25 protein-coding genes are annotated in these 25,418 nt (G+C 64.5%); 14 read left to right on the plus strand and 11 right to left on the minus strand.

Annotation, left to right across the window (positions count from 1 at the left end; all coding sequences use genetic code 11):
* Positions 1-67: 67 nt before the first annotated feature.
* From CLU91_RS22470 to CLU91_RS22485, 4 genes are read right to left on the minus strand one after another with little or no spacing between them, the layout of a single operon-like run.
* Positions 68-1,081 carry an SIS domain-containing protein gene (locus tag CLU91_RS22470; protein WP_100875884.1) on the minus strand — a complete coding sequence of 338 codons (1,014 nt, stop codon included), beginning with the start codon at positions 1,079-1,081 and terminating at the stop codon, positions 68-70.
* Positions 1,071-2,183, minus strand: a complete 1,113-nt coding sequence (gene nagA, locus CLU91_RS22475) for an N-acetylglucosamine-6-phosphate deacetylase (protein WP_100875885.1) — start codon at positions 2,181-2,183, stop codon at positions 1,071-1,073. The genes CLU91_RS22470 and nagA overlap by 11 nt, the downstream gene beginning before the upstream one ends.
* Complete coding sequence (locus CLU91_RS22480) at positions 2,180-2,914, minus strand: GntR family transcriptional regulator (protein WP_100876875.1); 735 nt, start codon at positions 2,912-2,914, stop codon at positions 2,180-2,182. Before CLU91_RS22480 ends, nagA begins: the two co-directional genes overlap by 4 nt.
* 2 nt (positions 2,915-2,916) lie before the next feature.
* Entirely contained in the window at positions 2,917-3,789 is an 873-nt protein-coding gene (locus CLU91_RS22485) for a BadF/BadG/BcrA/BcrD ATPase family protein (protein WP_100875886.1), read from the minus strand.
* 347 nt (positions 3,790-4,136) lie between these two features.
* Here CLU91_RS22485 and CLU91_RS22490 point away from each other — a divergent pair, with 347 nt between their 5' ends.
* The 9 genes from CLU91_RS22490 to bufB all read left to right on the plus strand — a co-directional run bounded on the left by CLU91_RS22490 (position 4,137) and on the right by bufB (position 12,172).
* A complete protein-coding gene (locus CLU91_RS22490; RefSeq protein WP_035825453.1) occupies positions 4,137-4,424 on the plus strand; it encodes a hypothetical protein in 288 nt (95 codons plus the stop codon).
* 230 nt (positions 4,425-4,654) lie between these two features.
* Positions 4,655-5,179 carry a hypothetical protein gene (locus tag CLU91_RS22495; RefSeq protein WP_100875887.1) on the plus strand — a complete coding sequence of 175 codons (525 nt, stop codon included), beginning with the start codon at positions 4,655-4,657 and terminating at the stop codon, positions 5,177-5,179.
* Between the two features lie 51 nt (positions 5,180-5,230).
* Positions 5,231-6,865 (plus strand): ExeA family protein, encoded by a 1,635-nt coding sequence (locus CLU91_RS22500; RefSeq protein WP_100875888.1) that lies wholly within the window; start codon positions 5,231-5,233, stop codon positions 6,863-6,865.
* 1 nt (position 6,866) lies between these two features.
* Positions 6,867-7,532, plus strand: coding sequence for a general secretion pathway protein GspB (locus CLU91_RS22505; protein WP_100875889.1), 666 nt, complete (start codon positions 6,867-6,869; stop codon positions 7,530-7,532).
* A gap of 100 nt (positions 7,533-7,632) precedes the next feature.
* Positions 7,633-9,072: an alkaline phosphatase family protein gene (locus CLU91_RS22510; RefSeq protein WP_100875890.1), complete on the plus strand. Its 1,440-nt coding sequence runs from the start codon at positions 7,633-7,635 to the stop codon at positions 9,070-9,072.
* Positions 9,073-9,167: 95 nt separating this feature from the next.
* Positions 9,168-9,704, plus strand: coding sequence for a molybdopterin-guanine dinucleotide biosynthesis protein B (mobB, locus tag CLU91_RS22515; RefSeq protein ID WP_100875891.1), 537 nt, complete (start codon positions 9,168-9,170; stop codon positions 9,702-9,704).
* 57 nt (positions 9,705-9,761) lie between these two features.
* Positions 9,762-9,962, plus strand: a complete 201-nt coding sequence (locus tag CLU91_RS22520) for a YjfB family protein (protein ID WP_034781856.1) — start codon at positions 9,762-9,764, stop codon at positions 9,960-9,962.
* Positions 9,963-10,226: 264 nt separating this feature from the next.
* The gene (locus CLU91_RS22525) at positions 10,227-10,529 is read left to right on the plus strand and encodes a BufA1 family periplasmic bufferin-type metallophore (protein WP_100875892.1); all 303 of its coding nucleotides are present in this window, start codon (positions 10,227-10,229) and stop codon (positions 10,527-10,529) included.
* Between the two features lie 14 nt (positions 10,530-10,543).
* Positions 10,544-12,172 carry an MNIO family bufferin maturase gene (bufB, locus tag CLU91_RS22530; protein ID WP_100876876.1) on the plus strand — a complete coding sequence of 543 codons (1,629 nt, stop codon included), beginning with the start codon at positions 10,544-10,546 and terminating at the stop codon, positions 12,170-12,172.
* A 4-nt stretch (positions 12,173-12,176) separates the two neighbouring features.
* Here bufB and CLU91_RS22535 read toward each other — a convergent pair whose 3' ends face one another.
* From CLU91_RS22535 to fumC, 3 genes are all read right to left on the minus strand, one after another.
* A complete protein-coding gene (locus tag CLU91_RS22535; RefSeq protein WP_070221826.1) occupies positions 12,177-12,461 on the minus strand; it encodes a hypothetical protein in 285 nt (94 codons plus the stop codon).
* Positions 12,462-12,569: 108 nt separating this feature from the next.
* A complete protein-coding gene (locus CLU91_RS22540) occupies positions 12,570-12,791 on the minus strand; it encodes an RNA-binding S4 domain-containing protein (protein ID WP_071079051.1) in 222 nt (73 codons plus the stop codon).
* A gap of 96 nt (positions 12,792-12,887) precedes the next feature.
* Positions 12,888-14,282, minus strand: coding sequence for a class II fumarate hydratase (gene fumC, locus CLU91_RS22545; protein ID WP_100875893.1), 1,395 nt, complete (start codon positions 14,280-14,282; stop codon positions 12,888-12,890).
* Between the two features lie 172 nt (positions 14,283-14,454).
* Between fumC and CLU91_RS22550 the strand changes: the two genes are divergently transcribed.
* Complete coding sequence (locus CLU91_RS22550) at positions 14,455-15,585, plus strand: FimV/HubP-related protein (protein WP_100875894.1); 1,131 nt, start codon at positions 14,455-14,457, stop codon at positions 15,583-15,585.
* A 405-nt stretch (positions 15,586-15,990) separates the two neighbouring features.
* Here the strand turns inward: CLU91_RS22550 and CLU91_RS22555 are convergent, their stop codons facing one another.
* Both CLU91_RS22555 and CLU91_RS22560 read right to left on the minus strand, forming a co-directional pair.
* Positions 15,991-16,242, minus strand: a complete 252-nt coding sequence (locus CLU91_RS22555; protein WP_332870900.1) for a flagellar protein FliT — start codon at positions 16,240-16,242, stop codon at positions 15,991-15,993.
* A 224-nt stretch (positions 16,243-16,466) separates the two neighbouring features.
* Positions 16,467-17,294, minus strand: coding sequence for an HDOD domain-containing protein (locus tag CLU91_RS22560; RefSeq protein ID WP_100875896.1), 828 nt, complete (start codon positions 17,292-17,294; stop codon positions 16,467-16,469).
* A 150-nt stretch (positions 17,295-17,444) separates the two neighbouring features.
* Between CLU91_RS22560 and CLU91_RS22565 the strand changes: the two genes are divergently transcribed.
* From CLU91_RS22565 to CLU91_RS22575, 3 genes are all read left to right on the plus strand, one after another.
* A complete protein-coding gene (locus CLU91_RS22565) occupies positions 17,445-19,508 on the plus strand; it encodes a M13 family metallopeptidase (RefSeq protein ID WP_100875897.1) in 2,064 nt (687 codons plus the stop codon).
* Positions 19,509-19,576: 68 nt separating this feature from the next.
* Positions 19,577-20,212, plus strand: coding sequence for a class I SAM-dependent methyltransferase (locus CLU91_RS22570; protein ID WP_100875898.1), 636 nt, complete (start codon positions 19,577-19,579; stop codon positions 20,210-20,212).
* Positions 20,213-20,397: 185 nt separating this feature from the next.
* Positions 20,398-20,583 carry a CsbD family protein gene (locus CLU91_RS22575; RefSeq protein ID WP_034759763.1) on the plus strand — a complete coding sequence of 62 codons (186 nt, stop codon included), beginning with the start codon at positions 20,398-20,400 and terminating at the stop codon, positions 20,581-20,583.
* A 69-nt stretch (positions 20,584-20,652) separates the two neighbouring features.
* On the opposite strand, the gene CLU91_RS22580 is transcribed toward CLU91_RS22575, so the two are convergent.
* A complete protein-coding gene (locus tag CLU91_RS22580; protein ID WP_100875899.1) occupies positions 20,653-22,860 on the minus strand; it encodes a S9 family peptidase in 2,208 nt (735 codons plus the stop codon).
* A gap of 216 nt (positions 22,861-23,076) precedes the next feature.
* The gene (locus CLU91_RS22585; RefSeq protein ID WP_100875900.1) at positions 23,077-24,471 is read right to left on the minus strand and encodes an MATE family efflux transporter; all 1,395 of its coding nucleotides are present in this window, start codon (positions 24,469-24,471) and stop codon (positions 23,077-23,079) included.
* Positions 24,472-24,680: 209 nt separating this feature from the next.
* Between CLU91_RS22585 and CLU91_RS22590 the strand changes: the two genes are divergently transcribed.
* Complete coding sequence (locus CLU91_RS22590) at positions 24,681-25,412, plus strand: beta/gamma crystallin-related protein (protein ID WP_100875901.1); 732 nt, start codon at positions 24,681-24,683, stop codon at positions 25,410-25,412.
* The last annotated feature ends 6 nt before the right edge of the window (positions 25,413-25,418 follow it).

Raw genomic sequence — 25,418 nt, forward strand, 5'->3', positions numbered from 1 at the left:
TCGCTTATATTCGGGTGCTTCTGCCGGCAGTCCCGCCCCGTGCCGGGGGCAGGTTGCCGGGTACTGCTTAATTGGTCTTCGTGACCTTGCTCAGGTGGCGCGGCGCATCCGGATCCATGCCGCGCGCGGCAGACAGCTTGGCCGCCATCACGTAGAAGGACTGGATGGCGACGATCGGATCGAGATCCGGCGTGGCCGCCACGGGCAGGGTCAGGTCGCGCTCGGCCACATCGCTTGGCGCCGCCAGCAAGACCTTGGCGCCGCGGCCGCGCATCTCCGTTGCCAGCTGCAGCAGGCCGGCCTGGGTCGGGCCGCGCGTGGCGAAAATCAGCAGCGGGTAGCCGTCTTCGATCAGGGCCATGGGGCCGTGCTTGATTTCGGCGCCGCTGAACGCTTCCGCCTGCAGGGCCGAGGTTTCCTTGAATTTCAGGGCAGACTCCAGCGCCACGGGGAAGCTGATGCCGCGTCCCACGACCATGATGTTGCGCGCCGGGGCCAGCACGTCGATGGCCGACGACCAGTCGACGCGGGTCGCTTCGAGCAGCGCTTCGGGCAGCGCTTCCAGGCCGCCCAGCAGTTCGGGATCGTTCTGCCACTGGGCCACCATGCGCGCACCGGCGACCAGGCTGGTGATGAAGCTTTTCGTCGCAGCGACGCTTTGTTCCTTGCCGGCGCGCAGAGGCATCGCCCATTCGGCGGCGTGCGCCAGCGGCGAATCGATGTCGTTGACGAGGGCCACGGTGGTGGCGCCGCCGTCGCGGAAGTAGCGGATCGGTTCGACCACGTCAGGGCTCTGGCCCGATTGCGAGATCGAGATGGCCAGCGTATCGCGCGTCACCAGCGGCGACTTGTTGAGGGTCACCAGCGACATCGGCAAGGATGCGACGACGCGGCCCAGGCGCGCCATGATCAGGTAGGCGACGTAGTTGCAGGCGTGGTCGGAGCTGCCGCGCGCGATGGTCAGCGCGGTCGAGAACGAGGTGCTCCTCAATTTGCGGCCCAGTTCCGCGTAGCGTTCCGTGTCGCTGGCCAGTTGCAGGGCGACGCATTCGGCGGCGGAAATGGCTTCTTTAAGCATCATTGAGGTCACAGATTTCTCCTTCTATATACACAGCTTTGAGTTTGAGATCGCGATCGAGTACCACCAGATCGGCGTAAGTGCCGGGGGCCAGCCGGCCGCGTTCTTCCAGGCCCAGGTAATCGGCGGCATTGGTCGACACGCGCTTGGACGCGTCGGCCAGGTCCAGTCCCAGTCCCACCAGGTTGCGCAGCGCCTGGTCCAGGGTCAGGGTGCTGCCCGCCAGCGTGCCGTCGGGCAGGCGCACGCCGCCCATGCATTTCTGCACGGCGTGGCGGCCCAGCATGTACTCGCCGTCCGGCATGCCGGTGGCGGCCGTCGAATCGGTGACGCAGTACAGGCGCGGGATGGCGCGCAGGGCCACCTTGATGGCGCCCGGATGCACGTGCAGCAGGTCGGGGATCAGTTCGGCGTATTCGGCGTGCGCCAGGGCGGCGCCGACCATGCCCGGCTCGCGGTGGTGCAAGCCGCTCATGGCGTTGAACAAATGCGTAAAACCCATGGCGCCGTGTTCCAGCGCGGCCACGCCGTCTTCATACGAGCCGAGCGTGTGGCCGATCTGCACGCGCACGCCGGCGTCGGCCAGGGCGCGCACCAGGTCCAGGTGGCCGGCGATTTCCGGCGCCACGGTGATGACGCGCAGCTTGGCCAGCGTTTGCAGGCGTTCGATTTCGGCCAGCGTGGCGGCGCGCGCGTAGTTCGGCTGCGCCCCGAGCTTGCCGGAATTGATGTACGGGCCTTCCAGGTGGGCGCCCAGCACGCGCGCCGTGTTCGGGCGGCGGTGTTTGGCGGCGATGCCGATGGCCGTCAAGGCCATGTCGATGTCTTCCGGCGGCGCCGTCATGGTGGTGGCCAGCAGGCTGGTGGTGCCGTGGCGCGCGTGGATGGCGGCGATCGTGTAGACGGCTTCGCCGCCTTCCATGATGTCCTTGCCGGCACCGCCATGCACGTGCAGGTCGATAAAGCCGGGCAAGATATAGTCGTCGCTATTGGTCGACGGGTGGAGGGAATCGCCCGTGATGCTGTCGACGCGCTCGCCAAAGGCGATGGCGCCGTGGATCCAGCCGCCGGGGGTAAGGATATTGCCTTTGATAGTGCTGCTCATCTGCGCGACTCCGCTACGAATTCATAATAATCACTGCGGCAATACGAGTGGGTCAGTTCCACCGCTGCGCCGTTGTCGAGATAACTGACACGGGTGATGTGCAGCATGGCTTCACCCGTCTTGATATTGGCCAGCTTGGCCTGTTCCGCCGTGGCGTTGACGGCGCGGATATGCTGCAGCGCGCGCATCGGGATGGTGCCGCGCGACTCCAGGTAGCCGTACAGCGAATCGGTGACTTGCTGAGGGTCCGGCATGTACAGCGCGGGGATGGTGGTCGTTTCGATCGCCATCACCACTTCGTCGGCCGTGCGCAGGCGGCGCAGGCGCGCCACCGGCATGTGCGGCGACAGGCCCAGCGACAGCAGTTCCAGCGGCGCGGCCGAGCCGATGTCGCGCTGCAGCCAGCGCGAGCCGGCCGTAAAGCCCCGCTGGCGCAATTCTTCTGAAAAGCTCGTCAGGCGCGACAGCGGCTGCTCCAGCTTGGGCGTGATGTAGGTGCCCGAGCCGCGCCGGCGCGTCAGCATGCCCCGGTCGCACAGCATGTCGATGGCCTTGCGCGCCGTAACGCGCGAAATTTCCAGGATGTCCGACAGTACGCGCTCGGAAGGCAGGGCCTGGTTGGCGCGCCAGTCGCCGCTGGCGATGCCGTCCGACAGCATGTTCGCCAGCTGCATGTAGAGCGGCGTGTCGCTGGCGGGATTCGGTTTGAAGGCGGACAGTTTGGTCAGCATGGTCATTGCTCCTGCAAGTGCTTGCTGATCAGGCGCAGGCCGCCTGCGGCCGAGTCGCCCTGTGCCGGCACGACCAGTTGCAACAGTGCCGCCGGCAGGTAGCTTGACAAGGGCGCCGCCAGGCCGCCGCACAGGGCCACGGGCAAGGTGCCGGCCGGGTCGAGCGCCCTGGCGATCAGCGCAATTTGCCGGCCCGCGTCGCTCAGGATGCCATGTGCCACGGCATTGCTGGCCGCATGTTCGAGCACCAGCCGCGCCAGTTGCGCATAGGTGGTCTGGCTGGCGGCCGCCAGCCACACCTGCATGGCGTTGCGCTGGCCGCCGCAGGCGTCGATGACGGCCGTGGCGAAGGCGCTGCCGGGCACGCGCCCGTCGACCACTTGCTGCGCGTGGTTGATGGCGCGCATGCCGATCCAGGCGCCGCCCGCTTCGTCGCCGGAGGGAAAGCCCCAGCCGCCCACTTCGTGGCGGCTGCCGTCCGCGTGCAGCACTTCGCCCACGCTGCCGGTGCCGATGGCAACGATGACGCCCGGCTGGCCCGCGTGCGCGCCCAGCAGGGTGGTCAGGGCATCCGATTCGAGCGCCACCAAGGCATAGCCGGGATTGTGTTCGACAAAGCTGGCGGCCCACTGCTTGTTGTGCACGCCGGCCAGGCCCAGGCCGATGGCCATGCGTTGCAGCGACGGCTGTTCCAGGCCGGCGGCGCGGAAGGCCAGGGTGACGGCATGCGCCACGGACGTCCAGGCCCGCTCGATGCCCAGTCCCAGGCCGGATGGGCCGCTTTGTCCCTGCGCCAGTTCCTGGCCATCGAGGCGCGCCAGGCGTACGCGGGTGCCGCTGCCCCCGCCGTCGACGCCGATTATGTATTCGATCATGTTGTGCAGTCCCGCATATGGTTGATTGCGCCTGTCTCGTTTTTTTATTTGTCGGGCGGCGAAAAAGCTGAAGGCACTATATTGTCGCCCCGATGGCTTGTCAACAGGTATTTAAGTGGTATTAACAAATGCCTTGTGCGATGCCGTGCCATGCCCGAGGTGGTGATTGCAAGTCGCTGTTAATAAAGGGATTTTTGTGTGCGGTGAATGGTATTGAAATTGGCCTTGTTTAATGCCAATTTTTTGCAACTGGTCTGTTGTTGGACGTGCGCTATTGCTTGTATGCATGCTTGGCAAGGGACGCCATGAAGAGTAAAGTCCGCCTTTTACACCTGAGTTGGAAGAGCATGATGAACGACAAGGCAGCAAAGAGCGAGTACTGGGACGACTGGCAGCAAGAGGCGCTGGCCGCCGGCGTGTCGGCGCCGCTGGCCAAGCTGGGCATGGAAATGATGCGCACGCACCGCAAGAACCGCTGGCCGAAGGATTTCCTGGGCCGTGAAAGCGATGGCCCGGTCATGATCGAGATGTGCCTGGAAGACGAGGCGGAAACGGAATTGTTCTTTATCGAGAACCTGCATCCCTACGATGCGGAGCTGATCGAAAAGACGCGCCGCCGCCTGTGCCTGCACTGACCGGGCGCTGATGCCTGACTGGAACGGCCGCCTTGTGCGGCCGTTTTGCTTTTCGGGTGGCATTTTCATGGGGGAGTGTCATAATGGCCCAGGCATTTTCGCCCAAGCATGGAGTAGATGATGAGCAAGGCACAGGACAGCAAGAAAGAAGCCAAGAAGGAACCGGCCAAGACCATGAAGGAAAAGAAGGAAGCCAAGAAGGTCAAGAAAGAAGAGCGCAAGCGCTGATCATGCGCCTGCGTCGCTTACTGTCGCGCCCCTGGCGTGCGCCGGCCCTGCTGGCGGCGCTCGCCCTGCTGGCCTTCGGTGTCCCCGTGGCCGGCGTGCTGGCGCAGCAAAAGTCACCGCCGTCCACGTTCGGGCAAGTGGTGGGCAATGCCGTGCTGTGCATCGACCAGATCGACAACAAGGCCTTCTATGCCTATTTGCTGACGGCCTTCGGCCCCGCCTACAAGCATGAAGGGGGCGCCTACTGGTTCCGCACGGACGCCACCTTGTGGGGCGCGCCCGTTACCGACGTGATCGTCAGCGACGATACCAGTCCCCTCGTCTTCATGGGCGTGGTGGCGGACGCGACACCGGAAAAGCTGGAACCGGCTATCCGCAGCGCCTCGGGCCTGCGTTTCAATAAACTCGACAATTCCGCCTTTCCTGTCCGTGGTTCCATGCCTGGCAGTAAAATCGTCTACTTCCGTAGCAAGGCGAAAGTGTATTGCGCCAAATACAAGCCGTTGCCGCCCGCCCGCACCCGCTGAGGGGTTCGGCTTGCCGCCGCGCATTTTGATCGTTTCATCCGCAGGGTCTCCATGTACACGCATTATTTCCAGCTCAAGCAATCGCCGTTCTCGATCGCCCCCGATCCGCGCTACCTGTTCATGAGCGAACGCCACCGCGAAGCGCTGGCGCACCTGCTGTATGGCGTGGGCAGCGGCGGCGGCTTCGTGCTGCTGACGGGAGAAATCGGCGCCGGCAAGACCACCGTGTGCCGCTGCTTCATGGAACAGATTCCGGACAATTGCCAGCTCGCCTATATCTTCAATCCGAAACTGTCCGTCGAGGAATTGCTGCTGTCGATCTGCGAGGAATTCCGCATCGCCGTGGCGCCCGGCGTGGCCAGCGTGAAAGGCTATGTCGACGCCATCAATGCGCATTTGCTGGCCAGCCATGCGCAGGGCAAGAATAATGTGCTGATCATTGACGAAGCGCAAAACCTGTCCGCCGCCGTGCTGGAGCAGCTGCGTTTGCTGACCAACCTGGAAACGAGCGAGCGCAAGCTGCTGCAGATTATCCTCATCGGCCAGCCGGAATTGCGCGCCATGCTGGCCCGGCCCGAGCTGGAACAGCTGGCGCAGCGCGTGATCGCCCGCTATCACCTCGGCTCGCTGACGGCGGACGAGACTGCCAGCTATGTCCGCCACCGCCTGGCCGTGGCGGGCAGCACGGCGCAGACGCCGTTCGCGCCGCGCCTGATGGCGCAGATCCATGCCTTGAGTCACGGCGTGCCGCGCCGCATCAACTTGCTGTGCGACCGCGCGCTGCTGGGCGCCTATGTGGAAAACCAGCCGCAGGTGACGCGCCAGATCCTGCGTCGCGCCGCCGAGGAAGTATTTGCCGAAGAGGGCAAGCCGGCTGCCGGACGGGGCTTGCGCTGGCCGCACGTGGCCGGCGGCGTGCTGGCCGGCGCCGTCGTCACGGCCGCGCTGGCCTGGCAGTTCATGCCGCACGCGCCTGCCACAGTGGCCGTGGCGAAAGCGCCCGCCGTGGCGGCGCCCGTTGCCGCCACTGTTCCTGCGACGGCGCCCGCGCCTGCACCCGCCAGCGTGCCGGACCGCAACGCCGTGCTGCGCCAGCTGGCTGCAATGTGGGGCGAGCAGTTGCCGGCCGGCGACGCTTGCCAGGCGGGCGCGCGCGCCGGCCTGCGCTGCCTGCACAGCCGGGGCGGCATCGCCGAGCTGCGCGTGCTGGACACGCCCGCCATGCTGGCCTTGCGCGATGGGCAAGGAGTGGAACAGCTGGCGCTGCTGACGCGCTTGCAGGGCGAGACGGCCACCTTGATGCTCGATGGTAAACAGCAAAGCCTGCCGCTGGCCCAGCTGGCGCAGCGCAGCGATGGCAGTTTCACGACCTTCTGGCGCGCCCCGCGCAGCTGGCGCGACGAGGTGCCGCTGGGTGCCCGCGGCGCGGACGTGGACTGGCTGGCGCAGCGCCTGGCGCAGCAGCGGGGCTTGCCGGCGCCGGCAGCCAATCTGCCACTTGATGCCGAGATGCAAGGCCAGCTGCGCGCTTTCCAGCAAAGCCAGAACCTGCGGGCCGATGGCCTGGCGGGTCCGAAAACGTATATACGCCTGAGGCAACTGGGTGACAACGCGGAGCCGCGCCTGAGCAGCGCAGCTCCTGCCGTGGCAGCACCCGCTGCGACGGCGATGGTGGCGGGGAAATAAGATGTCCTACATACTTGAAGCACTGAAAAAATCGCAGGCCGAGCGCCAGCTGGGCGAGTTGCCGTCGATTCACGCACCGCAAGTGCAGCTGCATGATGGCGCAGCGTCCGCTTCTGCCCGGCGCACGCCCGTGTGGCTGGCGCTGGGCGGCGTCGCCGTGGCCGTCGCTGCCGCACTGCTGCTGTGGCAGCCCTGGCAGGCATCGGCCACGGCGGCTGTAGCCGCTCCTGCCGTGCTGGCTCAGGCTGTGCCCGCGCCTGTGCCAGCAGTCGTCCCGCCCGCAGTCCCTGTGCCGGCGCCTGTGGCTGTACCGGTGCCGGTGCCGCCAGCGGCCACCGCCGCGCCCGTGCACCATGCCAGGCCTGTGGCGGAGCCGAAGCAGGAGACGCCCGGTCAGGCCGCTCCGCCTGTCCCCGCTCCTGCGCCTGCAGCCGAAGAGAGCGTACCCGGCATGCGCGACTTGCCCGAGCCGATACAGCGGCAAATCCCCGCCATTGCCATCGGCGGCTATATCTATTCGAAGAATCCGGCCGACCGCCTGTTGCTGATCGACAAGGTCCTGCGCCATGAAGGCGAGGAGCTGGCGCCCGGCCTGGTGCTGGAAAAGCTGCAGCCGAAGGCGGCCATCTTCAGTTTCAAGGGTTACCGCTACCGCGTGCCGTATTGACTTGTTGCGCATCAAGGCCGGGCCGCCATAGCTGAACCATACTGGCCTGGCCTGGTCGAACCAGGGTCGCTGCGACCGTGTGCGCGGCCGGGGAGTTCCGATGATTGCTGCCGCAGCTGCAGGTGAGGGTGCGCTTGATACGGATGCGCCGGAAAATCTGGCGCGCATCGAGCATATCGTCGTGCTGATGATGGAAAACCGCTCGTTTGACCACATGCTGGGCTACCTGAGCCTGGAAGGCGGGCGCACCGACATCGATGGCTTGCAGGCCAGCCATGCCAATGTGCATGCGGGCGTGAACTACCCCGTGCACCATTTGCGCCGCACGGCTTTCGGCCCGCAGCAAGACCCGTCGCATACGGGCATGTCGGTGGCGCAGCAATTGCAAAACAATAACGGCGGCTTTGTCGACGACTATGCGCAAACGCATCCGGGCGACCCCGACATCGACCTGGTGATGGGTTACTACAATGCATCCGACTTGCCCATGTATGATTTCCTGGCGCAGCAGTTCTGCGTCTGCGACCGTTGCTACAGTTCCGTGCCGGGCGCCACCTGGCCCAACCGCCTGTATGCCATCAGCGGCAAGGCGGCCGGCAGCCGCGACAGCAAGCGTGTGCCCCTGTATGCGAACAAGTCCTTCGTGCGCCACCTGGACCGGGCCCAGGTCGGCTGGAAATTTTATTCCGCCTGGAAACCGTGGAGCCTGGCCTTCAGCGACGACCATTACCGCTCGTCCGAGTGGTATGAACCCTTCGGCTCCAGCGCGCGCCGCTATGGCTTCATCGGCGATGCGCTGGCGGGCACCTTGCCCTCGGTGAGCTGGATCGATCCGCATTTCTTCGACAATGACGACCACCCGCCGGCCGATATCCGCGCCGGCCAGGCGCTGGTGGCGCAGGTTTACCAGGCCCTGTCGCGCGGTCCCGCCTGGCCACGCACCCTGCTAATTCTCAGTTATGACGAGCACGGCGGCTTTTTCGACCATGTGCCGCCGCCCGCTGCCGTCGATGACGACCCCGCGTTTCGCCGCTACGGCGTGCGCGTGCCCATGCTGCTGGTGTCGCCGCTGATCGCGCCGGGCAGCGTCAGCCACCAGGTGGTCGATCACACGTCGATCATCAAAACCATCCTGCAGCGCTTTTGCCGCGCCGCCGATGGTGGCTTGCCACAGATGGGGGCGCGCGTGGCGGCCGCCAGCGGCCTGGGCGCCGTGCTGACCCTGGCGCAAGCGCGCGCGGCGCCCGCCGTGCCTGCTGCTGTACTGGCGCAGCGGGCCGCATGGGAAGCGGATGTGCGGGCGCAGGATTTTACTTCGCTGGCGTCCGCTTGTCCGCCCGATGGCGAGCTGGCCACTGCCGCCGCCGTACCGTTCCAGTCCGATACCGAGGCCGGCGCGATCGCCGCGCACCGGCAATTGGCGCGCACGGCCAGGAATGCCCGGACGGTCAATAATGAAGCTGCCAATAAAACGTCGGGCAGGCGCCGGCGGCAGGCGCCCGCCGGTGCGAACAATGGTGGAAAACCTGGCGGCGCTTGACTTGGGCGATGAGCTGGGCAATGCATGGCGCCCGCGCCGGGCGCTGGCGTCGACAGGGCTGCGTATAATCACTGCTTCTCAAACAAGGAGTGACCATGCACGATGCGATGCCCGCCCACCCGGTACTCGGTGTGATCGGCCGTTCCGGTAGCGGCAAGACGACCCTGCTGGAATTTGTGGTGAAGGAACTGGCGGCGCGCGGCTTGCGCGTCAACCTGGTCAAGCATAGTCACCATGACCTGGCGCTGGAGCCGCCGCAAAAAGACAGTGCCCGGTTGCGCCTGGCAGGGGCGGCGGAAGTGCTGGTGGCGTCGCCTTACCGTTTTGCCATCGTGCATGAACTGCGCGGCGCGCCCGAGCCGAGCCTGGCGCAGCAATTGGCCCGCATGGGGCCGGCGGACCTGACCCTGGTCGAAGGTTTCAAGACGGACCCCATTCCCAAGCTGGAAGTGTTCCGCCCTGAAGTGGGGCAGGCGCCTTTGTATCCGCATGACCCGCATGTGATCGCCGTGGCCTCCGACAGCCCGGCGCCGGCCGACTTGCGCGAAGGCGTAGTATGGCTGGACTTGAATGCGCGCGAGCACGTGCTGGCCTGGTTGCTGCTGCAGTTGGAAAATAAGCTGGAAAAATAAGCTAAAGGTTTGCCGGCGGCATCCGTTAATAATGGTAGAACCTCATTGGAGAAACGTATGGACGTCGGAAGCATTGCTCAACTGTCAACCACGATGGCAGAGACAGGCACGCGGCAAGCCGTCGGCTTGACCGTCCTGAAAAAAGCCCAGGATATTCAAAGCTCGACTGCCACTGCCTTGCTGGCAGCGTTGCCACCGGTACAGTCGGCGCCGAGCCTGCCGGCTCACCTCGGCAACCGCATCAACACGACCGCCTGAGCGCAGTCCGGCGGCGCCAGCCTGGCGCCCGCTCTCTTGACGCCCGCACCACCGTCATCGACAGTGGAGAGTGGGCGTTTTTGTCTGTCGTTCCACTTCCCCCCCCCTCCATACAATTGACTGCTAGAAGATGGCTCCCCATGGCGCGGCCGATTCAGTAGAATGACGTCCAACACCTCGCGCTGCCCATCGTGCAGCCCGGGGCGTGCCGTGATTTGCCGCGATTACTTATCGATTACTTCGACCCATGCAAGAGGAATCCCCATGAACAAACGTCAAGCTCTCATCGCCGCCGCCCTCGCGGGCCTCTGTGCCGGCACTACCCTTAACGCGGCCGCGCACGATGGCCCAGCCCCTGGCGACAAGGAAAAATGCTACGGCGTCGCCAAGGCGGGGCAGAACGATTGTGCCTCATCCGATGGTGCGCATTCCTGCGCAGGCCAGGCCGAGGCAGACAGCCTGCCCACGGAATGGGCCTATGTTGCCAAGGGCACGTGCGAACAGGCGGGCGGCTCCGTCAAGCCCATCAAGGCCGGCAAGGCCGCCAAACCGGCCACGCAGCCGTAAGCTTGCGCTTGCCCATGCCGCCGCCCATCCAGGCGCTTGCCGGCGTCGGCCTGCGTGCCGCGCATTACCGCGACTTCCTGGCGCGCCGGCCCAAGGTCGGCTGGCTGGAAGTACATACTGAAAATTATCTGCAGCCGTCGGGCTGGGATAATCATGTGCTGCACACCCTGCGCCAGGATTACCCGCTCAGCCTGCATGGCGTGGGCCTCGGCCTGGGATCCGCGCACGGCTTTTCCGAGCCCCATTTGCAGCGCGTGCGCGCCGTGGTCGAGCGCATCGAGCCGGCCCTCGTGTCGGAACATCTGAGCTGGGGTGCCGTGGCGCAGCAGCAACTCAATGATTTGTTGCCGCTGGCCTTGAATGGCGCGGCCCTCGATTTGCTGTGTGCCAGAGTGGGAAGGGTGCAGGATGTGCTGAAAAGGCCGATCTTGCTGGAGAATGTCTCCACTTACCTGCGTTTTGCCGACGATGCCATGAGCGAGGCGCAATTCCTGGCGGAACTGGCGCGCCGCAGCGGCTGCGGCCTGCTGCTCGATATCAACAACTTGTATGTGAACCAGTGCAACCACGGCGAAGACGCCCTGCTTGCCATGCAAAGCATCGCGCCGGGCAGCGTGGGCGAGCTGCACCTGGGCGGCCATCTGCTGACGCCGCACGCCGTGATCGACCACCATGGCGCCGCAGTGGCCGAGCCCGTATGGGGCTTGTATGCGGCCGCCTTGCTGCGCTTTGGCGCCGTGCCCACCCTGGTCGAATGGGACACGGATTTGCCGCCGCTCGATATCCTGCTGGGCGAGGCAAGCAAGGCGCAAGCGATGCTGGCGCAGCACGAGCAACATTCGCCGTGGCATGGGGTACCGGTGCTGCCACGGCCACCGCCATCACCGGTCTCGCTTGACGCGCTGGCGGCCGGCCAGCACGCATTTGCCACGGCCTTGCTCGATACTGCGGCAACGTTGCCATCGTTCGCGGGAGAATCGGTGCCGCAGCGTTTCTCTTTGTACCGCGGCAACATGAGCACAGCCTCGCGCCGCACCTTGGGCCACGCCTATCCCGTCGTGCTGGCGCTGGTGGGCGAGGCATTCTTTGGCGGCCTGGCGCGCGCGTACGGCCGCCAGTATCCGTCAGATAGCGCCGATTTGAACCAGTTTGGCGAGCGTTTCGCCGATTTTCTGACCAGTTTTCCACCTGCGGCCGAGTTGCCGTATCTGCCGGACATGGCGCGCCTGGAATGGGCCGTGCACCTGGCCCATTACGCGGCCGATGCGCCGGGCATCGCGCCCGAGGCGCTGGCCTCCTTGCCTCCCGATCAACTGGAAGCGCGCCGTTTCAGCCTGCAGCCCGCCTGCGCCTTGCTGGCATCCAGCTGGCACGTGGCGGCCCTGTGGCAGGCGCATCAGGAAGGTGAAGGGCAGGGGAAGTTTCCGCGCGATATGCAGGTGGCCAGCTGGGCGCTCATATGCCGGCCGCGCTGGAAGGCGCAGGTGCTGGTAGTGGAGGCGGCCGCGCATGCCGCCTTGGTCATGTTGCAGCAGGGCCAGTCGTTTGGCGCCGCGCTCGATGCGGCGTTTGAGCGGGACCCGGCATTCGACCTGGCGGCACACTTGCGCCAGTGGCTGGCGCACGCGGTGTTGTTGGCGTGATAGTTTATTCGAAAGCCCGCAGCAGGCGCGCTTCGCCCGTCTGATCGCGGTACAGGGCGTTCGCGGCCAGGGTGGCATCCATCATGCGCGTCACTTGCTCTTCTTCAAAGCGGGCCAGTTCGGCCGTGGCCGCGACGAGGGCCAGTTGCAGCCTCGCGCGCGCGCTTTGATACAGGCTGCTGGTGTATTTGTCTGTGTTACGCAGCAATTCTTCCGCGTTTTCTATTACCTGGCGCAAGTCGCCGATCAGGCGTTCCTGGCTGCGCGTACCTTGTTCGGGATGGTCCATGGCGCTTCCCTTCCGCAATCGATATTTATCTGACAATAACGACGTGTTGCAGCTTGATGCAGGCAGCTGGCTGGACGCATGGGGCTGCTTTCGCGCCCCATGCCCGGATCAGGCGGGAGCGACGACCGTAATACGGATATCGCCCACGCTGACGACCTGGCCGGCGCGGATCTTGGCGGTCTTGCGCAATTCCTTCTTGCCATCGACCTTCACGACGCCGCTATCGACCATGACCTTGCCTGCGCCACCGCTGTCGCACAAGCCGACCAGCTTCAACAGCTGGTTCAGCTCGACGAACTCGGATGTTAAATCAAAGCTTACTTTTTGCATTGTATCCCTTATTGCAATGATGTGTTTTCAACACTTGATGACGGTGTTAACTAAGGTCATAGTTTACATGAAGCGGGGGAGAATGCAGGCTGAGCCTTAACTTTTCTTGGGCTGCGTCATCTCCAGGGGCACGATCCACGCACTGAATTGCTCTTCCGTTACATAGCCCAAGGCCAGTGCCGCTTGCTTCAAGGTCGTGCCGTCATGCTGGGCCTGCTTGGCGATGTGCGCCGCCTTGTCGTAGCCGATATGGGGCGCCAGGGCCGTGACCAGCATCAAGGAGCGCTCCATCAGGTCGGCGATGCGAGCACGGTTCGGTTCGATGCCATGCGCGCAATGCGCGTCGAAGCTGCGCATGCCGTCGCCCAGCAGGCGCGCGCTTTGCAGGAAGTTGTGCGCAATCAAGGGTTTGAAGACGTTCAGTTCGAAATTGCCCGAGGCGCCGCCCACCGTGATGGCGACGTCATTGCCGAACACCTGGCAGCACAGCATGGTCAGTGCTTCGCACTGGGTGGGATTGACCTTGCCCGGCATGATGGAGCTGCCCGGCTCGTTTTCGGGGATCGTGATTTCACCGAGGCCGGAACGGGGGCCGGACGCCATCCAGCGCACGTCGTTGGCGATTTTCATCAGCGCCGTGGCCAGGGTTTTCAGCGCGCCATGGGCAGCGACGAGCGCATCGTGGGCGGCCAGGGCGGCAAACTTGTTGCTGGCCGTCTCGAACGGCTGGCCCGTCAGGCGCGCCAGTTCTTGTGCGATGCGGCCGGCAAATTCCGCGTGGGCATTCAGGCCCGTGCCGACAGCCGTGCCGCCGGCGGCCAGTTGCAGCAGCGGCGGCAACGCTGCCGTGATGATGTGTTCGGCAAAGTCCAGCTGCGCCACGTAGCCGGAAAATTCCTGGCCCAGGGTCAGCGGCGTCGCATCCTGCAAATGGGTGCGGCCGATCTTGACGATGTCGGAAAATTCCGTCGCTTTCGCGTCGAGCGTGGCGCGCAGCTGGCGCAGCGGCGGCAAGACCGTATTGGCGACGGCCAGGGCGGCCGCCACGTGGATGGCGGTGGGGAAGATGTCGTTTGAGGACTGGCCCAGGTTGACGTCGTCGTTCGGGTGCAGCAGGCGCGCTTCACCGCGCAAGCCGCCGATCAGCTCGGAACCTCGGTTGGCCAGCACTTCATTCATGTTCATATTGCTTTGCGTGCCAGAGCCCGTCTGCCAGACGGCCAGCGGGAATTCCGCATCGTGCTTGCCGGCCAGCACTTCGTCAGCCGCTTGCGTGATCGCGATGGCCTTCTTGCCATCCAATAGGCCCAGGTCCAGGTTGACGTGGGCGGCCGCGCGCTTGACGGTGGCCAGGGCGGCGATCAGTTCAGGCGGCATCTTTTCCGTGGAAATATGGAAATGCTCAAGCGAGCGCTGCGTTTGCGCTCCCCACAGCCGGTCGGCGGGTACGTCGATCGGGCCGAAACTGTCGCGTTCGATTCTGCTACTCATGGCATCCCTTTCATCGATGGAGGTGGATCGAGTGTACTCCAGGCGTCAAAAAGACACAGGATGATGCTGTATTGCATCATTTTTGCTTTGGCCCATCTATATTTTTGCGATTTCCTGCCGTTAAAGACAGGCGAGTCCCCATTATTTATCCTGTTATCAAAGCGATCAGTCCATGCACAGCAGCATTATTCCCCGTTGGTCCCTGATCGCGTGCGCCGCGGCCAGCCTGGCCTTGCCGCCCGTCATGGCGGCCGAACTGGGCGAGATGGCCGTGCTGTCGCACGTGGGCCAGCCCTTGCTGGCAGAGATCGAGCTGACGGCGCTGGCACCCGAAGATGTCAATGGCGTAACCGTGCGCCTGGCCTCGCCCGATGTGTACCGCGGTGGCGGCATCGGCATGGACCCGGCCTTGCAAACTTTGACGATCAGCCCGCTGGAGCGCGGTGGGCGCCACTATGTGCGCGTGACAACGCGGCAAGCCATCCAGGCGGGCCACGTGCATTTGTATTTGTTGCTGGGCAATGGCAATGGCGCCGTCGTGCGTCTGGGTACGCTGTGGCTGACGCCGGCTCCACCCGCCGCTGCCGCCGCTGCTGCCAGTGCGCCAGCCAGGCCCGCCATTCCGGTACCCATGCCCATGCCGCTGCCGCGCGCTGCACCCGGCGCGCCGCCGCCCGATGCCGCCGCGCTGGCGGCCCGCGCGCGCGCCGAGGGCCTGGTGCGCCCGGCGCGCGTGTTCGTGCCGCCGCCCGCCGCGCCTGCGCCGGCTGCTCCCGCGCTGCGTCCGCCGCTGCGCCGCGCCACGGCGCCCGTGGCCGCTTGCGCACCGCAGGCGGATGCCGGGCAGGCGCAAGCGTGCGTGGCGCTGGATGAGAAAAATGCGGCCCTGAATGCCAAGCTTGGTGAATTGGAAGGCAAGATAGGCGCCTTGCAAAAGGCGCTGGCTCAGCCTGCCACCGCTACCGCCGCCGCTGCGCCTGCTGCCGCGCCGGCCGAGGCGCAGGCGCCGCATGCCAAGCCCAAGCCGCTGCACGCGGCGCCAGCCGCCGACAAGGAAAAGAAAACGGGCGGCAACGGCTTGCTGTGGCTCGGTATCGGCACCGTGGCCTTCCTGCTGTTGACGGCGCTTATCGCGTATGTCGTGCGCAAGCGCAAGCAGGCGGCGGGGCCGGGCGCGCCGTCGAAATACTGGGTCTTGCTGCGCAAACCGTTCCGCCGCAAGAGCAAGGATGTGCCCGTGCTGACGGAGGCGGTGGAAGAGGGGGCGGCAGCTGAGCCGGAAGCGGAGCCGTTCTCGCGTTAATGTGGCTACAAATTTGATATAAAAAAAGATATTCAAAAAAGATAGGAAGTGCCTGTGTAGGGTGTTGCCTATTTTTCAAAGATGGTGATATGATTAACTCAGTGGACTTGCTCTACGACAAAACAGCCCCAGCCTGGCGCAGTCACCAACGATAGTGTGGCGCGGCAAACAGGTGTAGCGTTGCATAAACGCCTGGGACTGGAAGCGGTTTGCGATGCCGACGATGTGCTCGCGAACGCCGGATGCAACCGGCAGCGAGGCGACGCCAGGAGATACCTGGGGTTCGCCTTCCAAATTCCCTCCTCCTTGCTTTTCGAGCGTCGCAACTGGCGCGCTCCCCGGCACGGCGGCAGACGTAAAAAAAGCACCCGCGGGTGCTTTTCTTGTTTCTGGTGCGGCAACTTCTTACATGCGGGCGCGGGCGCCGTGCATGGCGCTCGGCAGCTGCGTCATCCACGGTTCTGTGATGGCGCGGATTTCGCGGTCATTGGCCAGGATTTGCTTGAGCAAGTCGATCTTGCGCAGGCGCGAGGCGCCGGCCAGGGCGGGCACCTTGCCCGTCATGGTCGCGCTGGCGGCGCTGGCGCACTGGTTTTCCAGGGTGTCGAGGCCATCCCAATCGTTCGAACGTGCGGCCACGACCATTTTATTGGTCATTCCTGCAATATTTTCATACATCGAAAGAACGTCGTTGGAGGTCATGAGCACACCCGTAACTAGTGAATGGATTACCGCTTGTCCAGGTTAGCGGCAGATTCAGCGGGAACTTGAGGGTGTTTTTGAAAAAAAAGTGAAAATAATGTGCATGGTTTTGGCCGGCCGCCGGAATCGCCCGCAAAACCCGCATGGATGCTGGGCTGACGATTCCGGCCGCGATTGCTTTATTTGACGAGTTCTTCCAGTCCCGCGCTCAGTTCGGCAGGCGGCGGCATCCTGTCCACCAGCACGGACGGCGGTAAACCGAGCGCTTCAGCCACGTCATTCGGGTAGCAGGCGATGATTTCTTCCGCGCTCAACGCATTTTCCTCGATGCGCGCACGCCAGGAGGCCAGGTGCACGATGGCGGCCAGGCGGTTCAAGGGCGCTTTGGCCAGCGGATCGGGAAAGGCGGCGATGGCTTCGGCAAAGGTGCTGGGGAACTTCCAGCGGCGCGTCAGTTCGGCGCCCACTTGCGCATAGTCATAGCCCAGCGACACCCGTTCCGCATCAAGCCGGCGCGCATCGAGCGGCGGCGCGATCTTGTCGAGCTGCATGGCTTGCTCGGGCATGGCGGCATGGATCACCAGTTGACCGATCGCATGCATCATGCCGATGGTGAAGGCCAGGTCCTGGTTGTCGCCGGTCTGCCTGGCGATCCAGCGGGCCGACACGGCGCTGTGCAGGCTGTAGCGCCAGAACTGCGGCAGATTCAGGCCGGGCACGGTCTTGTAGCCGCTGACCAGGCCCGAGCTGATGACGAGGGTGCGCACGGTCACAAAACCGAGCATCAGCACGGCGTCTTCGACCGTGCCGATGCTGCGCGAGACGTGGTAATAGGCCGAGTTGGCCAGCCGCAGCAGCTTGGCGCTCAGCACCGGGTCCGCTCCCAGCTGGCGCGCGATCTCCTCGGTGGCAATGGCGGGATTGTCGAAACTGCGCACCAGTTCATTGACGATCTTCGGGGCGGCAGGCAGGGCGTGGGGTTGCTGGAACAGCGCTTCCAGTTGCATGGCAATCTCCTTGGCGTACACGCGGCACGGGGTCGTGAAACTATAGGCCGTTTTTTTGTCCGCATGCAAAAAAGTTTGGGGGCGGTTTTTTGGCCCAAAAAAGGTATGATTTCAGGCTATGAATTTCTTGTTTTCATCGAAAGGATCGCCATGCACGGTTTGCGTTTTTCCTGGCCCCGGACGCCAGTCCAGGCTGCCATCGTCCTCGCCCTGGCCGGCGTCTCGCTGGCCGGTTTGCCGGCCCAGGCGCACGGCCAGGCCGCCGGCGCCACTGCCGCTGTCCCCGTCAAAGTCTTGCCTGGTGACGACTTCTACGACTACGTGAATGGCGACTGGCTGCGCAGCACGGAGATTCCTGCCGACCGCAGCAGCTGGGGCTCGTTCGCCATCCTCGCCAACGCCACCAACGAGCGCATCATCGGCCTCGTCGAAGGACTGGCGGCGGCGCCGCAGGCCGATGCCTCCGCGCGCCAGGTCAGCGATTTTTACCGTTCCTGGATGGATGAAGCGGCTATCGAAGCGAAAGGCTGGGCGCCGATCAAGCCGTTGCTGAAGAAGATCGATGGCATACGCGACCAGGCGGGCCTGGCCCGCGCGCTGGGCGAGAGCTTGCGCGCCGATGTCGACCCGCTCAACGCCACCAATTTTTATACGGAAAACCTGTTCGGCCTGTGGGTGGCGCAAGACTTGAACGACACCACGCGCAATGTCGCTTATCTGCTGCAGGGCGGGCTGGGCTTGCCAGACCGCGCGTTCTACCAGGCCGACAGCGCCCGCATGCAGGGCTTGCGCACGGGCTACCAGGCGCATATCGCCGCCATGCTCAAGCAGGCCGGCTACAGCGATGCGCCGGCCCGCGCCGCGCGCGTGTTTGCGCTGGAACAGCAAATTGCCGCCCGCCACGCCAGCCGCGAAGATTCGGCCGATGTTGCCAAGGGCAATAACGCCTGGCGCGCCGCCGACTTCGCCAGCAAGGCGCCCGGCCTGGACTGGAACGCCTTCTTCCAGGCGGCAGGGCTGGGCCAGCAAGCGGATTTCATCGTCTGGCATCCGACGGCCATGACGGGCAGCGCCGCCCTGGTGGCAAGCGTGCCGCTGGCCACGTGGAAGGATTTCCTGGCCTTCCATACCATCAACCATTTCAGCACGACCTTGCCGAAGGCGGCCGCCGAGCAGCGCTTTGCCTTCTATGGCAACACCCTGAGCGGCACGCCGCAGCAGTCGCTGCGCAGCAAGCGGGCGCTGGCCGCGACGAATGCGGCCCTGAGCGACGCCGTCGGCAAGCTGTACGTGGAGCGCTATTTCCCGCCGGAATCGAAAGCCCGCGTGCAAGCCATGGTGACGAATATCGTCGCCGCCTTCTCACGCCGTATCGACAAGCTGGACTGGATGGCGCCCGCCACCAAGGCGCAGGCGCAGGAAAAGCTCAAGACCCTGTACGTGGGCGTGGGCTATCCCGAGCGCTGGGACAGCTATGCGGGCTTGCGCGTGGTGCGCGGCGATGCGCTGGGCAACGTGCAGCGGGCGGAACAGTTTCACTATCGCCAGGAACTGGCCAAGCTGGGCCAAGCGCCCGACCGCAAGGCCTGGGCCATGCCGGCGCAGCTGGTCAACGCCGTCAACCTGCCGCTGCAAAATGCGCTCAATTTCCCGGCCGCCATCCTGCAACCGCCGTTCTTCGATCCGACAGCGTCCGATGCGGCCAACTATGGCGGCATCGGCGCCACCATCGGCCACGAGATCAGCCACAGTTTTGACGACCAGGGCGCCCAGTTCGACGCCCAAGGCAAGCTGCGCGACTGGTGGACGCCGGCCGACCTGGCGCATTTCCAGTCGGCATCCCAGCAGCTGGTGGCGCAATTCGCGTCCTACAAACCGTTTCCCGACCTGGCCGTGAATGGCCAGCTGACCCTGAGCGAAAACCTGGCCGACCTGGCCGGCGTGGCGGCCGCGCATGATGCGTTCACCTTGTCGCAGCAGGGCAAGCCGGTGCAGGCGGACGCGGACCGCGATTTCTTCATCGGCTACGGCGTCAGCTGGCGCAGCAAGGCGCGCGAAGCGGCGGCGCGCCAGCAAATCCTCACGGATGGCCATGCCCCGGCGCAATACCGCGCCGCCACCGTGCGCAACCTCGACGCCTGGTATCCGGCCTTCGACGTCAAGCCGGGGCAGCAGCTGTACCTGGCGCCGGAGCAGCGCGTGCGCGTCTGGTAGTCATTGACGGTGCCGCACGCCCAGCGCGCCGGCACCGTAAAATGGCGGAACATATCGATAGGACCGCCATGAAGCCGAACCCGCAGCAAGACCCCATCCACGCCATCACGGGCCGCACCCTGGCCCATTACGACGCCAGCGCCGAGCAGTTTTTCGAAGGCACGCGCGACCACGACGTCAGCCAGAACATCAGCGCGCTGCTGGGGGCCATCGGCAAGCCGGCGCCTTTGGATATTCTCGACCTCGGTTGCGGCCCGGGCCGCGATCTCAAAGCGTTCACGGCCATGGGCCACCACGCCATCGGTGTCGATGGCTGCCCCCGCTTCGTCGAGATGGCGCGCACCTACAGCGGCTGCACCGTGTGGCAGCAGGATTTCGTTGATCTCGACCTGCCCGCCGCGCACTTCGACGGCGTGTTCGCCAATGCCGTGCTGTTCCACGTGCCCAGCGCCGCCTTGCCCGGCGTGCTGCGCGCCCTGCATGCTTGCCTGAAGCCCGGCGGTGTACTGTTCAGCTCGAACCCGCGCGGGCAAAACCAGGAAGGCTGGAATGGCGCCCGTTATGGCAGCTACCACGACGAAGCGACCTGGGCCGCCTACGTGCAGGCGGCCGGTTTTACCTTGATCGAGCAGTACTACCGTCCGCCCGGCCTGCCGCGCGAGCAGCAGCCGTGGCTGGCGACGGTATGGCGCAAAGCGGGCTGATTTTGCGTAATTAGCTGATTTTTGGCATGTGTTAGGGACCGTACATAGTTTTTGCAACCTCAAGCGTAGTATGGACACATCGACACGCAGCAAGCAGCGCAAGCCGCTTCAAGCAGCGTGTGAGCCGCAGTACCGGCGCTTCGGGCGCCGGACAACAGATGTACCAACTACAGTGAGGATTCATCATGAACAAAGATCAAGTCGAAGGTAAACTGAAGGAAGTCGGCGGTAAAATCCAGGAAGCCGCTGGCAAAGTCGTCGGCAGCGAAGAACAGCAAGCCAAGGGCCTGGCAAACCAGGTCGAAGGCAAAGTGCAGAAGAAAGTTGGCGACGTCAAGGATGCGGTCGAGACCGTTACGCGCAAACCGTAATCTGACGCACGCATAAAAAAACCGCCGCCTGTCGCGAGACAGGCGGCGGTTTTCATTTGCGGGCGCGCTTTACTTCGCGACGCCCAGGTTCTGCTTGAAGAACATCTCGATTTTCTTGTACACGTGGCGCTGGCCCGCGCGCGACGAGATGCCGTGCTTGGCGCCCGGATACGTCATCAGGTCGAACTGTACGCCGCGGTTCACCAGCGCATCGATCAGGCGCGTGCTGTTGCTGAACAAGACGTTGTCGTCGGCCATGCCGTGCACCAGCAGCAGCGGCGACTTCAAGCCATCGAGGTGGGCGAACACGGTGCTGGCCTTGTAGCCATCGACGTTTTCCTTCGGCATGCCGAGGAATTGCTCCGTGTAGTGGGTGTCGTACAGCGACCAGTCGGTCACGGGCGCCACCGACACGCCCATGGCGATCTTGTCGGATGCGGCCGACAGCAGACGCAAGGTCATGAAGCCGCCGTAGCTCCAGCCGAACACGCCGATGCGCTTGGCATCGACGAAGCTTTGCTTGCCCAGCCAGGCTATGCCGACCAGCTGGTCGGCCACTTCGGCCGCACCAAGGTTGTGGTAGATGGCGTCCGTGAACGCGCGCTCGCGGCGCGAGGAACCGCGGTTATCGAGGCGGAAGACGACGAAGCCTTGCTGCGCCATGTACTGGTCGAAGTTGTTGCCCCAGCGGCGCGCCACGTGCTGCGAGTGCGGGCCGCCATACGTCGACAGGTAGACGGGATAGCGTTTGCTGGCGTCGAAGTTCGACGGCTTGACGATGGAGTAGTACAGCGTCTGGCCATCGTTGGCCTTCAGGGTGCCGTACTCGGTCGGCAGGTGGTCCGCCTTGTACTTGGCGTACGGGTGGCTGGCGTTCAGCGCATTTTCTTCCAGCCAGCCCACCATGGCGCCGTCAGGGCGGCGGATGCTCACTTGCGGCGGCGTGGCCGGGTCCGAATACGTGTCGACGAAGACTTCGCCATTGCGCGAGAACGTCGTGTCGTGCCAGCCGTCGGCTTTCGTCACGCGCTGCGGCTTGTCGGCCGTGCTGCCATCGAGTGCCAGGGCGTAGGTCTGCTTGTCGATCACGGCGTCGCGGTTCGAGGCGACGAACACTTTACCGGTTTTCTGGTTCACGGCCAGCACGCCGTCGATGCCCCACTCGCCGGACGTGACCGGGTGCAGCAGCTTGCCGCTCATGTCGTACAGGTACAGGTGATTGCGGCCCGTGCGCTCGGATGACCACAGGAAGGTGCCGTTCGACAGGAAGCGCAGGTCGTCATGGATGCTGACCCAGGTTTTGGACGTTTCCGTCAGCAGGGTGCGCTGCGCCAAAGTACCCGCATCGACGGCGACCAGGTCGAGGGTCTTCTGGTCGCGCGACTGGCGCTGGTAGACGAGCGACTTGCTGTCCGCGCTCCAGTCGGCGCGCACCAGGTAGATGTCGGGGTTCGTGCCCAGGTCCACCTGGCGCTGCGCGCCCGTTTCCGGCGAGACGATCAGCAGTTGCACCAGCACGTTCGGGTCGCCGGCGGCAGGGTAGCGCTGCTCGACGACATCGGTGCGGTCGGCGAAGATTTCAAAGCGGCGCACGACGGGCACGGGCGCTTCGTCATAGCGTTTATACGCGATGGCGGAATCGTCGGGCGCCCAGTAGTAGCCGGTGCGCTGTCCCATTTCTTCCTGCGCCACGAATTCGGCTTCGCCGTTGCGGATGGCGCCCTTGCCGTCGGTCGTCAGCTGGCGTTCCTTGTCCGTTTTGAGGTCGATCACATAGATGTTCTGGTCGCGCACGAACGAGACGTAGCGGCCTTTCGGCGAGATTTTCGGGTCCAGCACATTGCCCTTGGCGACCAGGCGCGCCTTGTCCGGATGGGCCGCGTCGACCAGGTACAGATTGCCGGCCAGCGGCACCAGCAGCTGCTTGCCGTCCGGCGACCAGGCGTAGCTGAGAATGCCGTTCAGGCTGGCCGTGCGCTCGCGTTCGCGGCGCGCCTGCTCTTCGGGCGAAATCGTTTCATTCGGCACCAGCGCCTTCGAGTCGACCAGGCGGTGCGTGCTCTTGTCCTTGAGCTTGAATTCCCACAGGTCGAGCTGGAACTGGTTGTCCGCGCGGCCGCGCAGGAACGTGACGCGCTCGCCATCGGGCGAGACCTTCAGGTTGCGCACGCCGGGGCCGGCCAGCGCCGGATCGGCGTGAATGCGTTCCAGGGTCAGCTTTTCAGCCGATGCGGGAACGCTGGCCATCGCGGCCAGAAAACAAAGAATAAAACGCATGGATGTCTCGGTGATGGTAAAGGGATGGTCAAGCAGATGCTTGACGGCAAACGATACCAGAGCACGGCGTTTAATGCGATAGGGCCAGCCACGGAATAATCCGGCAATTGCCTTCTTTACTTTGGCGTAACGAGTGGACTGGTGGTGCTTTGTATGGCGAAGCGGCAAGGGCGGCACGCATAAATTGCGCGCCGCCCTGTGTTCAAGGCGCTCGGTTCAATGCGCGGTGCGCAGGCGCTGCAGCGACAGCCTGTTCAAATACCAGGTCAGCAGCACGGCAGCCACCGTCAGGCCCGTGACGAGGCCGATCCAGAAACCGGCGGCGGCCATCGGTTCGGCCGGCGACCAGATGAAGCCTGGCGGCGCGAGGCCCAGCACATAGCCGATCGGCAGCGAGAAACCCCAGAACGCCAGCAGCTGGATCAGCATCGGCTGGCGCGTCACCTTGTAGCCGCGAATCGCGCAGGACGTGGCCACCTGGGTGGCGTCGGACAGCTGGAACAGGGCGGCGAACAGCAGCAGCTGCGCGCACAGTTCCTGCACCTGCGGATCGGACGTATAGGCTTGCGCGATCTGGTGGCGGAAGACGGTGATGACGGTGGCCGAGACGATGGCCGCCGTCAGCGACATGGCCACGCCCACCCACGAAATGAAACGGGCGCGGCGCAGATTGGCTTCGCCCACGGCATGGCCCACGCGCGTCACCAGCGCGATGCCGAAGGTGAGCGGCACCATGAAGACGACGGACGAGAAATTCAGGGCAATTTGATGCGCCGACACCTGGATCACGCCGAAGCGCGCCACGAGCAGGCTGATGACGCCAAAGGCGCTCACTTCGGCAAAGTAGGTCACGCCTATGGGCAGGCCCAGGCGCAGCATGGGACCGATGGACGATGGCTGTGGCCATTCCCAGTGCGTGAACGGATACGTGGCGCGGTAGGCGGGCGCGATCCTGATCCAGGCCAGCATGGCCAGCAGCATCATCCACACGCAGCAGGTGGTGGCCACGGCGCAGCCCACGCCGCCCAGTTTCGGCATGCCCCAGTGGCCGTAGATCAGCAGGTAGTTGACGAAAATATTCAGCGCCAGCGCCGCCAGCGCGATGACCATCACGGGCTTGGTCTGGTTGATGCTGGTGCTGTAGCCGTACAGCGCGCGGTAGGCGGCGAACGGCGGCAGCGCGCAGCTGATGATGTGCACGAACAGCTTGGCCTTCGATGCGACGGCGGGTTCGAGCATCAGGTGGTCGAATACCAGCGCCGCCATGTTCGTCAGCAGGCAGGCCACCAGGCCGACGAGCAGCGCCTTCCACAGCGACTGGCGCACGATGTGCGGCACCTGGTCGTGGCGCGCAGCGCCGATTTCATGCGCCACCAGGGTATTGATCGCCATCATGATGCCGCTCACGGTGACGAGCACGATGGACCAGATGGCCGCGCCCAGCGACACGGCCGCCAGTTCCTCGGGATTCGTATGCCCCGTCATCGCCACGTCGGCCGCGCCCATGCCGACGGTGGCCAGCTGGCCGATCAGGATGGGCCAGGCCAGCTTCCATAATGAAGATACTTCGGCGCGGACGGCGGGCAGGGTGAACGAGGTCGTGTGTGGCATGGGTGGCAAACGTGGCTAAACACGCAATTCTACTGATAATGTGCCCGCTTGTCCCCGCGCCACGGGCCGCAGGATGGTGTCGCCTGGGGGTGTTTTCTTTCTTTTGGTAACAATTCATTGTTTTTTTTCGTATATTTGTTACACCGTTTTTTTGTCTGGCCGCTACACTGACAACTATTGATGCCGACCATATCCACGGAGACTTTCCCATGAACCGCCCGCTTACCCACGCCCTGCTATGCGCAGCCTCACTCTTCATCCATGTTGGCGCGCAGGCCGGCGAGATCACCCTGTTCAAGGACGATAATTTCCGCGGCCGGTCGCTGACTTTGCGCGAACCGACCGAGTATCTTGCCAACCATGGCTTCAACGACAAGGTATCGAGCATCATCGTCCATTCCGGCACCTGGCAAGTGTGTGTCGATGGCGCTTTCCGCGGCGCCTGCCGCGTGCTCGAACGCGGTGAATATCCGTCGATGCCGGGCATGAACGATGAAATTTCTTCGGTGCGTGAAGTGGCGCGCGGCAGCGGTGGCTACAACCCCGGCTACCCGGGGCGCGATCCGGACCGCGATTCGGGCCGCAACCCGGGGCGCGATCCCGACCGTGGCCATGGTGGCTATGGCCGTGGTTCGACTCTGGAGATGTACACCAGCGACGGCGCCGCCGTGCGCATCAACCGCGATATCGAAGCCTTGAGCGATATCGGCTTCAATGACCGCGCCACCGGCATCTACATCGACCGCGGCTACTGGCAGCTGTGCAGCAACTGGCGCTACCAGGGCACTTGCCGCATCTTCGGGCAGGGGCGTTTTGAAAACCTGGGACGCGGCCTCGATGGCCAGGTGTCGTCGGTGCGCCAGGTCGATCCGCGCGATGCGCGCCGCCAGGAGCACTTCATGGACCAGCGCGAGCCGTCGCAGGACGATTATTACCGCTGATGTACT

Source organism: Janthinobacterium sp. 64 (genome assembly GCF_002813325.1).
Classification (GTDB): domain Bacteria; phylum Pseudomonadota; class Gammaproteobacteria; order Burkholderiales; family Burkholderiaceae_D; genus Janthinobacterium.

Bases quoted from the DNA above. Each gene is read 5' to 3' on its own strand.
- CLU91_RS22500 (WP_100875888.1), top strand. From the start codon at position 5,231: ATGTACACGCATTATTTCCAGCTCAAGCAATCGCCGTTCTCGATCGCC.
- bufB (WP_100876876.1), top strand. From the start codon at position 10,544: ATGCCGCCGCCCATCCAGGCGCTTGCCGGCGTCGGCCTGCGTGCCGCG.
- CLU91_RS22490 (WP_035825453.1), top strand. From the start codon at position 4,137: ATGATGAACGACAAGGCAGCAAAGAGCGAGTACTGGGACGACTGGCAG.
- CLU91_RS22585 (WP_100875900.1), bottom strand. From the start codon at position 24,471: ATGCCACACACGACCTCGTTCACCCTGCCCGCCGTCCGCGCCGAAGTA.
- CLU91_RS22480 (WP_100876875.1), bottom strand. From the start codon at position 2,914: ATGCTGACCAAACTGTCCGCCTTCAAACCGAATCCCGCCAGCGACACG.
- CLU91_RS22555 (WP_332870900.1), bottom strand. From the start codon at position 16,242: ATGACCAATAAAATGGTCGTGGCCGCACGTTCGAACGATTGGGATGGC.
- CLU91_RS22540 (WP_071079051.1), bottom strand. From the start codon at position 12,791: ATGCAAAAAGTAAGCTTTGATTTAACATCCGAGTTCGTCGAGCTGAAC.
- CLU91_RS22570 (WP_100875898.1), top strand. From the start codon at position 19,577: ATGAAGCCGAACCCGCAGCAAGACCCCATCCACGCCATCACGGGCCGC.
- CLU91_RS22470 (WP_100875884.1), bottom strand. From the start codon at position 1,081: ATGATGCTTAAAGAAGCCATTTCCGCCGCCGAATGCGTCGCCCTGCAA.
- CLU91_RS22485 (WP_100875886.1), bottom strand. From the start codon at position 3,789: ATGATCGAATACATAATCGGCGTCGACGGCGGGGGCAGCGGCACCCGC.
- CLU91_RS22565 (WP_100875897.1), top strand. From the start codon at position 17,445: ATGCACGGTTTGCGTTTTTCCTGGCCCCGGACGCCAGTCCAGGCTGCC.
- fumC (WP_100875893.1), bottom strand. From the start codon at position 14,282: ATGAGTAGCAGAATCGAACGCGACAGTTTCGGCCCGATCGACGTACCC.
- CLU91_RS22575 (WP_034759763.1), top strand. From the start codon at position 20,398: ATGAACAAAGATCAAGTCGAAGGTAAACTGAAGGAAGTCGGCGGTAAA.
- CLU91_RS22505 (WP_100875889.1), top strand. From the start codon at position 6,867: ATGTCCTACATACTTGAAGCACTGAAAAAATCGCAGGCCGAGCGCCAG.
- CLU91_RS22590 (WP_100875901.1), top strand. From the start codon at position 24,681: ATGAACCGCCCGCTTACCCACGCCCTGCTATGCGCAGCCTCACTCTTC.
- CLU91_RS22550 (WP_100875894.1), top strand. From the start codon at position 14,455: ATGCACAGCAGCATTATTCCCCGTTGGTCCCTGATCGCGTGCGCCGCG.
- CLU91_RS22495 (WP_100875887.1), top strand. From the start codon at position 4,655: ATGCGCCTGCGTCGCTTACTGTCGCGCCCCTGGCGTGCGCCGGCCCTG.
- mobB (WP_100875891.1), top strand. From the start codon at position 9,168: ATGCACGATGCGATGCCCGCCCACCCGGTACTCGGTGTGATCGGCCGT.
- CLU91_RS22580 (WP_100875899.1), bottom strand. From the start codon at position 22,860: ATGCGTTTTATTCTTTGTTTTCTGGCCGCGATGGCCAGCGTTCCCGCA.
- nagA (WP_100875885.1), bottom strand. From the start codon at position 2,183: ATGAGCAGCACTATCAAAGGCAATATCCTTACCCCCGGCGGCTGGATC.
- CLU91_RS22525 (WP_100875892.1), top strand. From the start codon at position 10,227: ATGAACAAACGTCAAGCTCTCATCGCCGCCGCCCTCGCGGGCCTCTGT.
- CLU91_RS22535 (WP_070221826.1), bottom strand. From the start codon at position 12,461: ATGGACCATCCCGAACAAGGTACGCGCAGCCAGGAACGCCTGATCGGC.
- CLU91_RS22510 (WP_100875890.1), top strand. From the start codon at position 7,633: ATGATTGCTGCCGCAGCTGCAGGTGAGGGTGCGCTTGATACGGATGCG.
- CLU91_RS22520 (WP_034781856.1), top strand. From the start codon at position 9,762: ATGGACGTCGGAAGCATTGCTCAACTGTCAACCACGATGGCAGAGACA.
- CLU91_RS22560 (WP_100875896.1), bottom strand. From the start codon at position 17,294: ATGCAACTGGAAGCGCTGTTCCAGCAACCCCACGCCCTGCCTGCCGCC.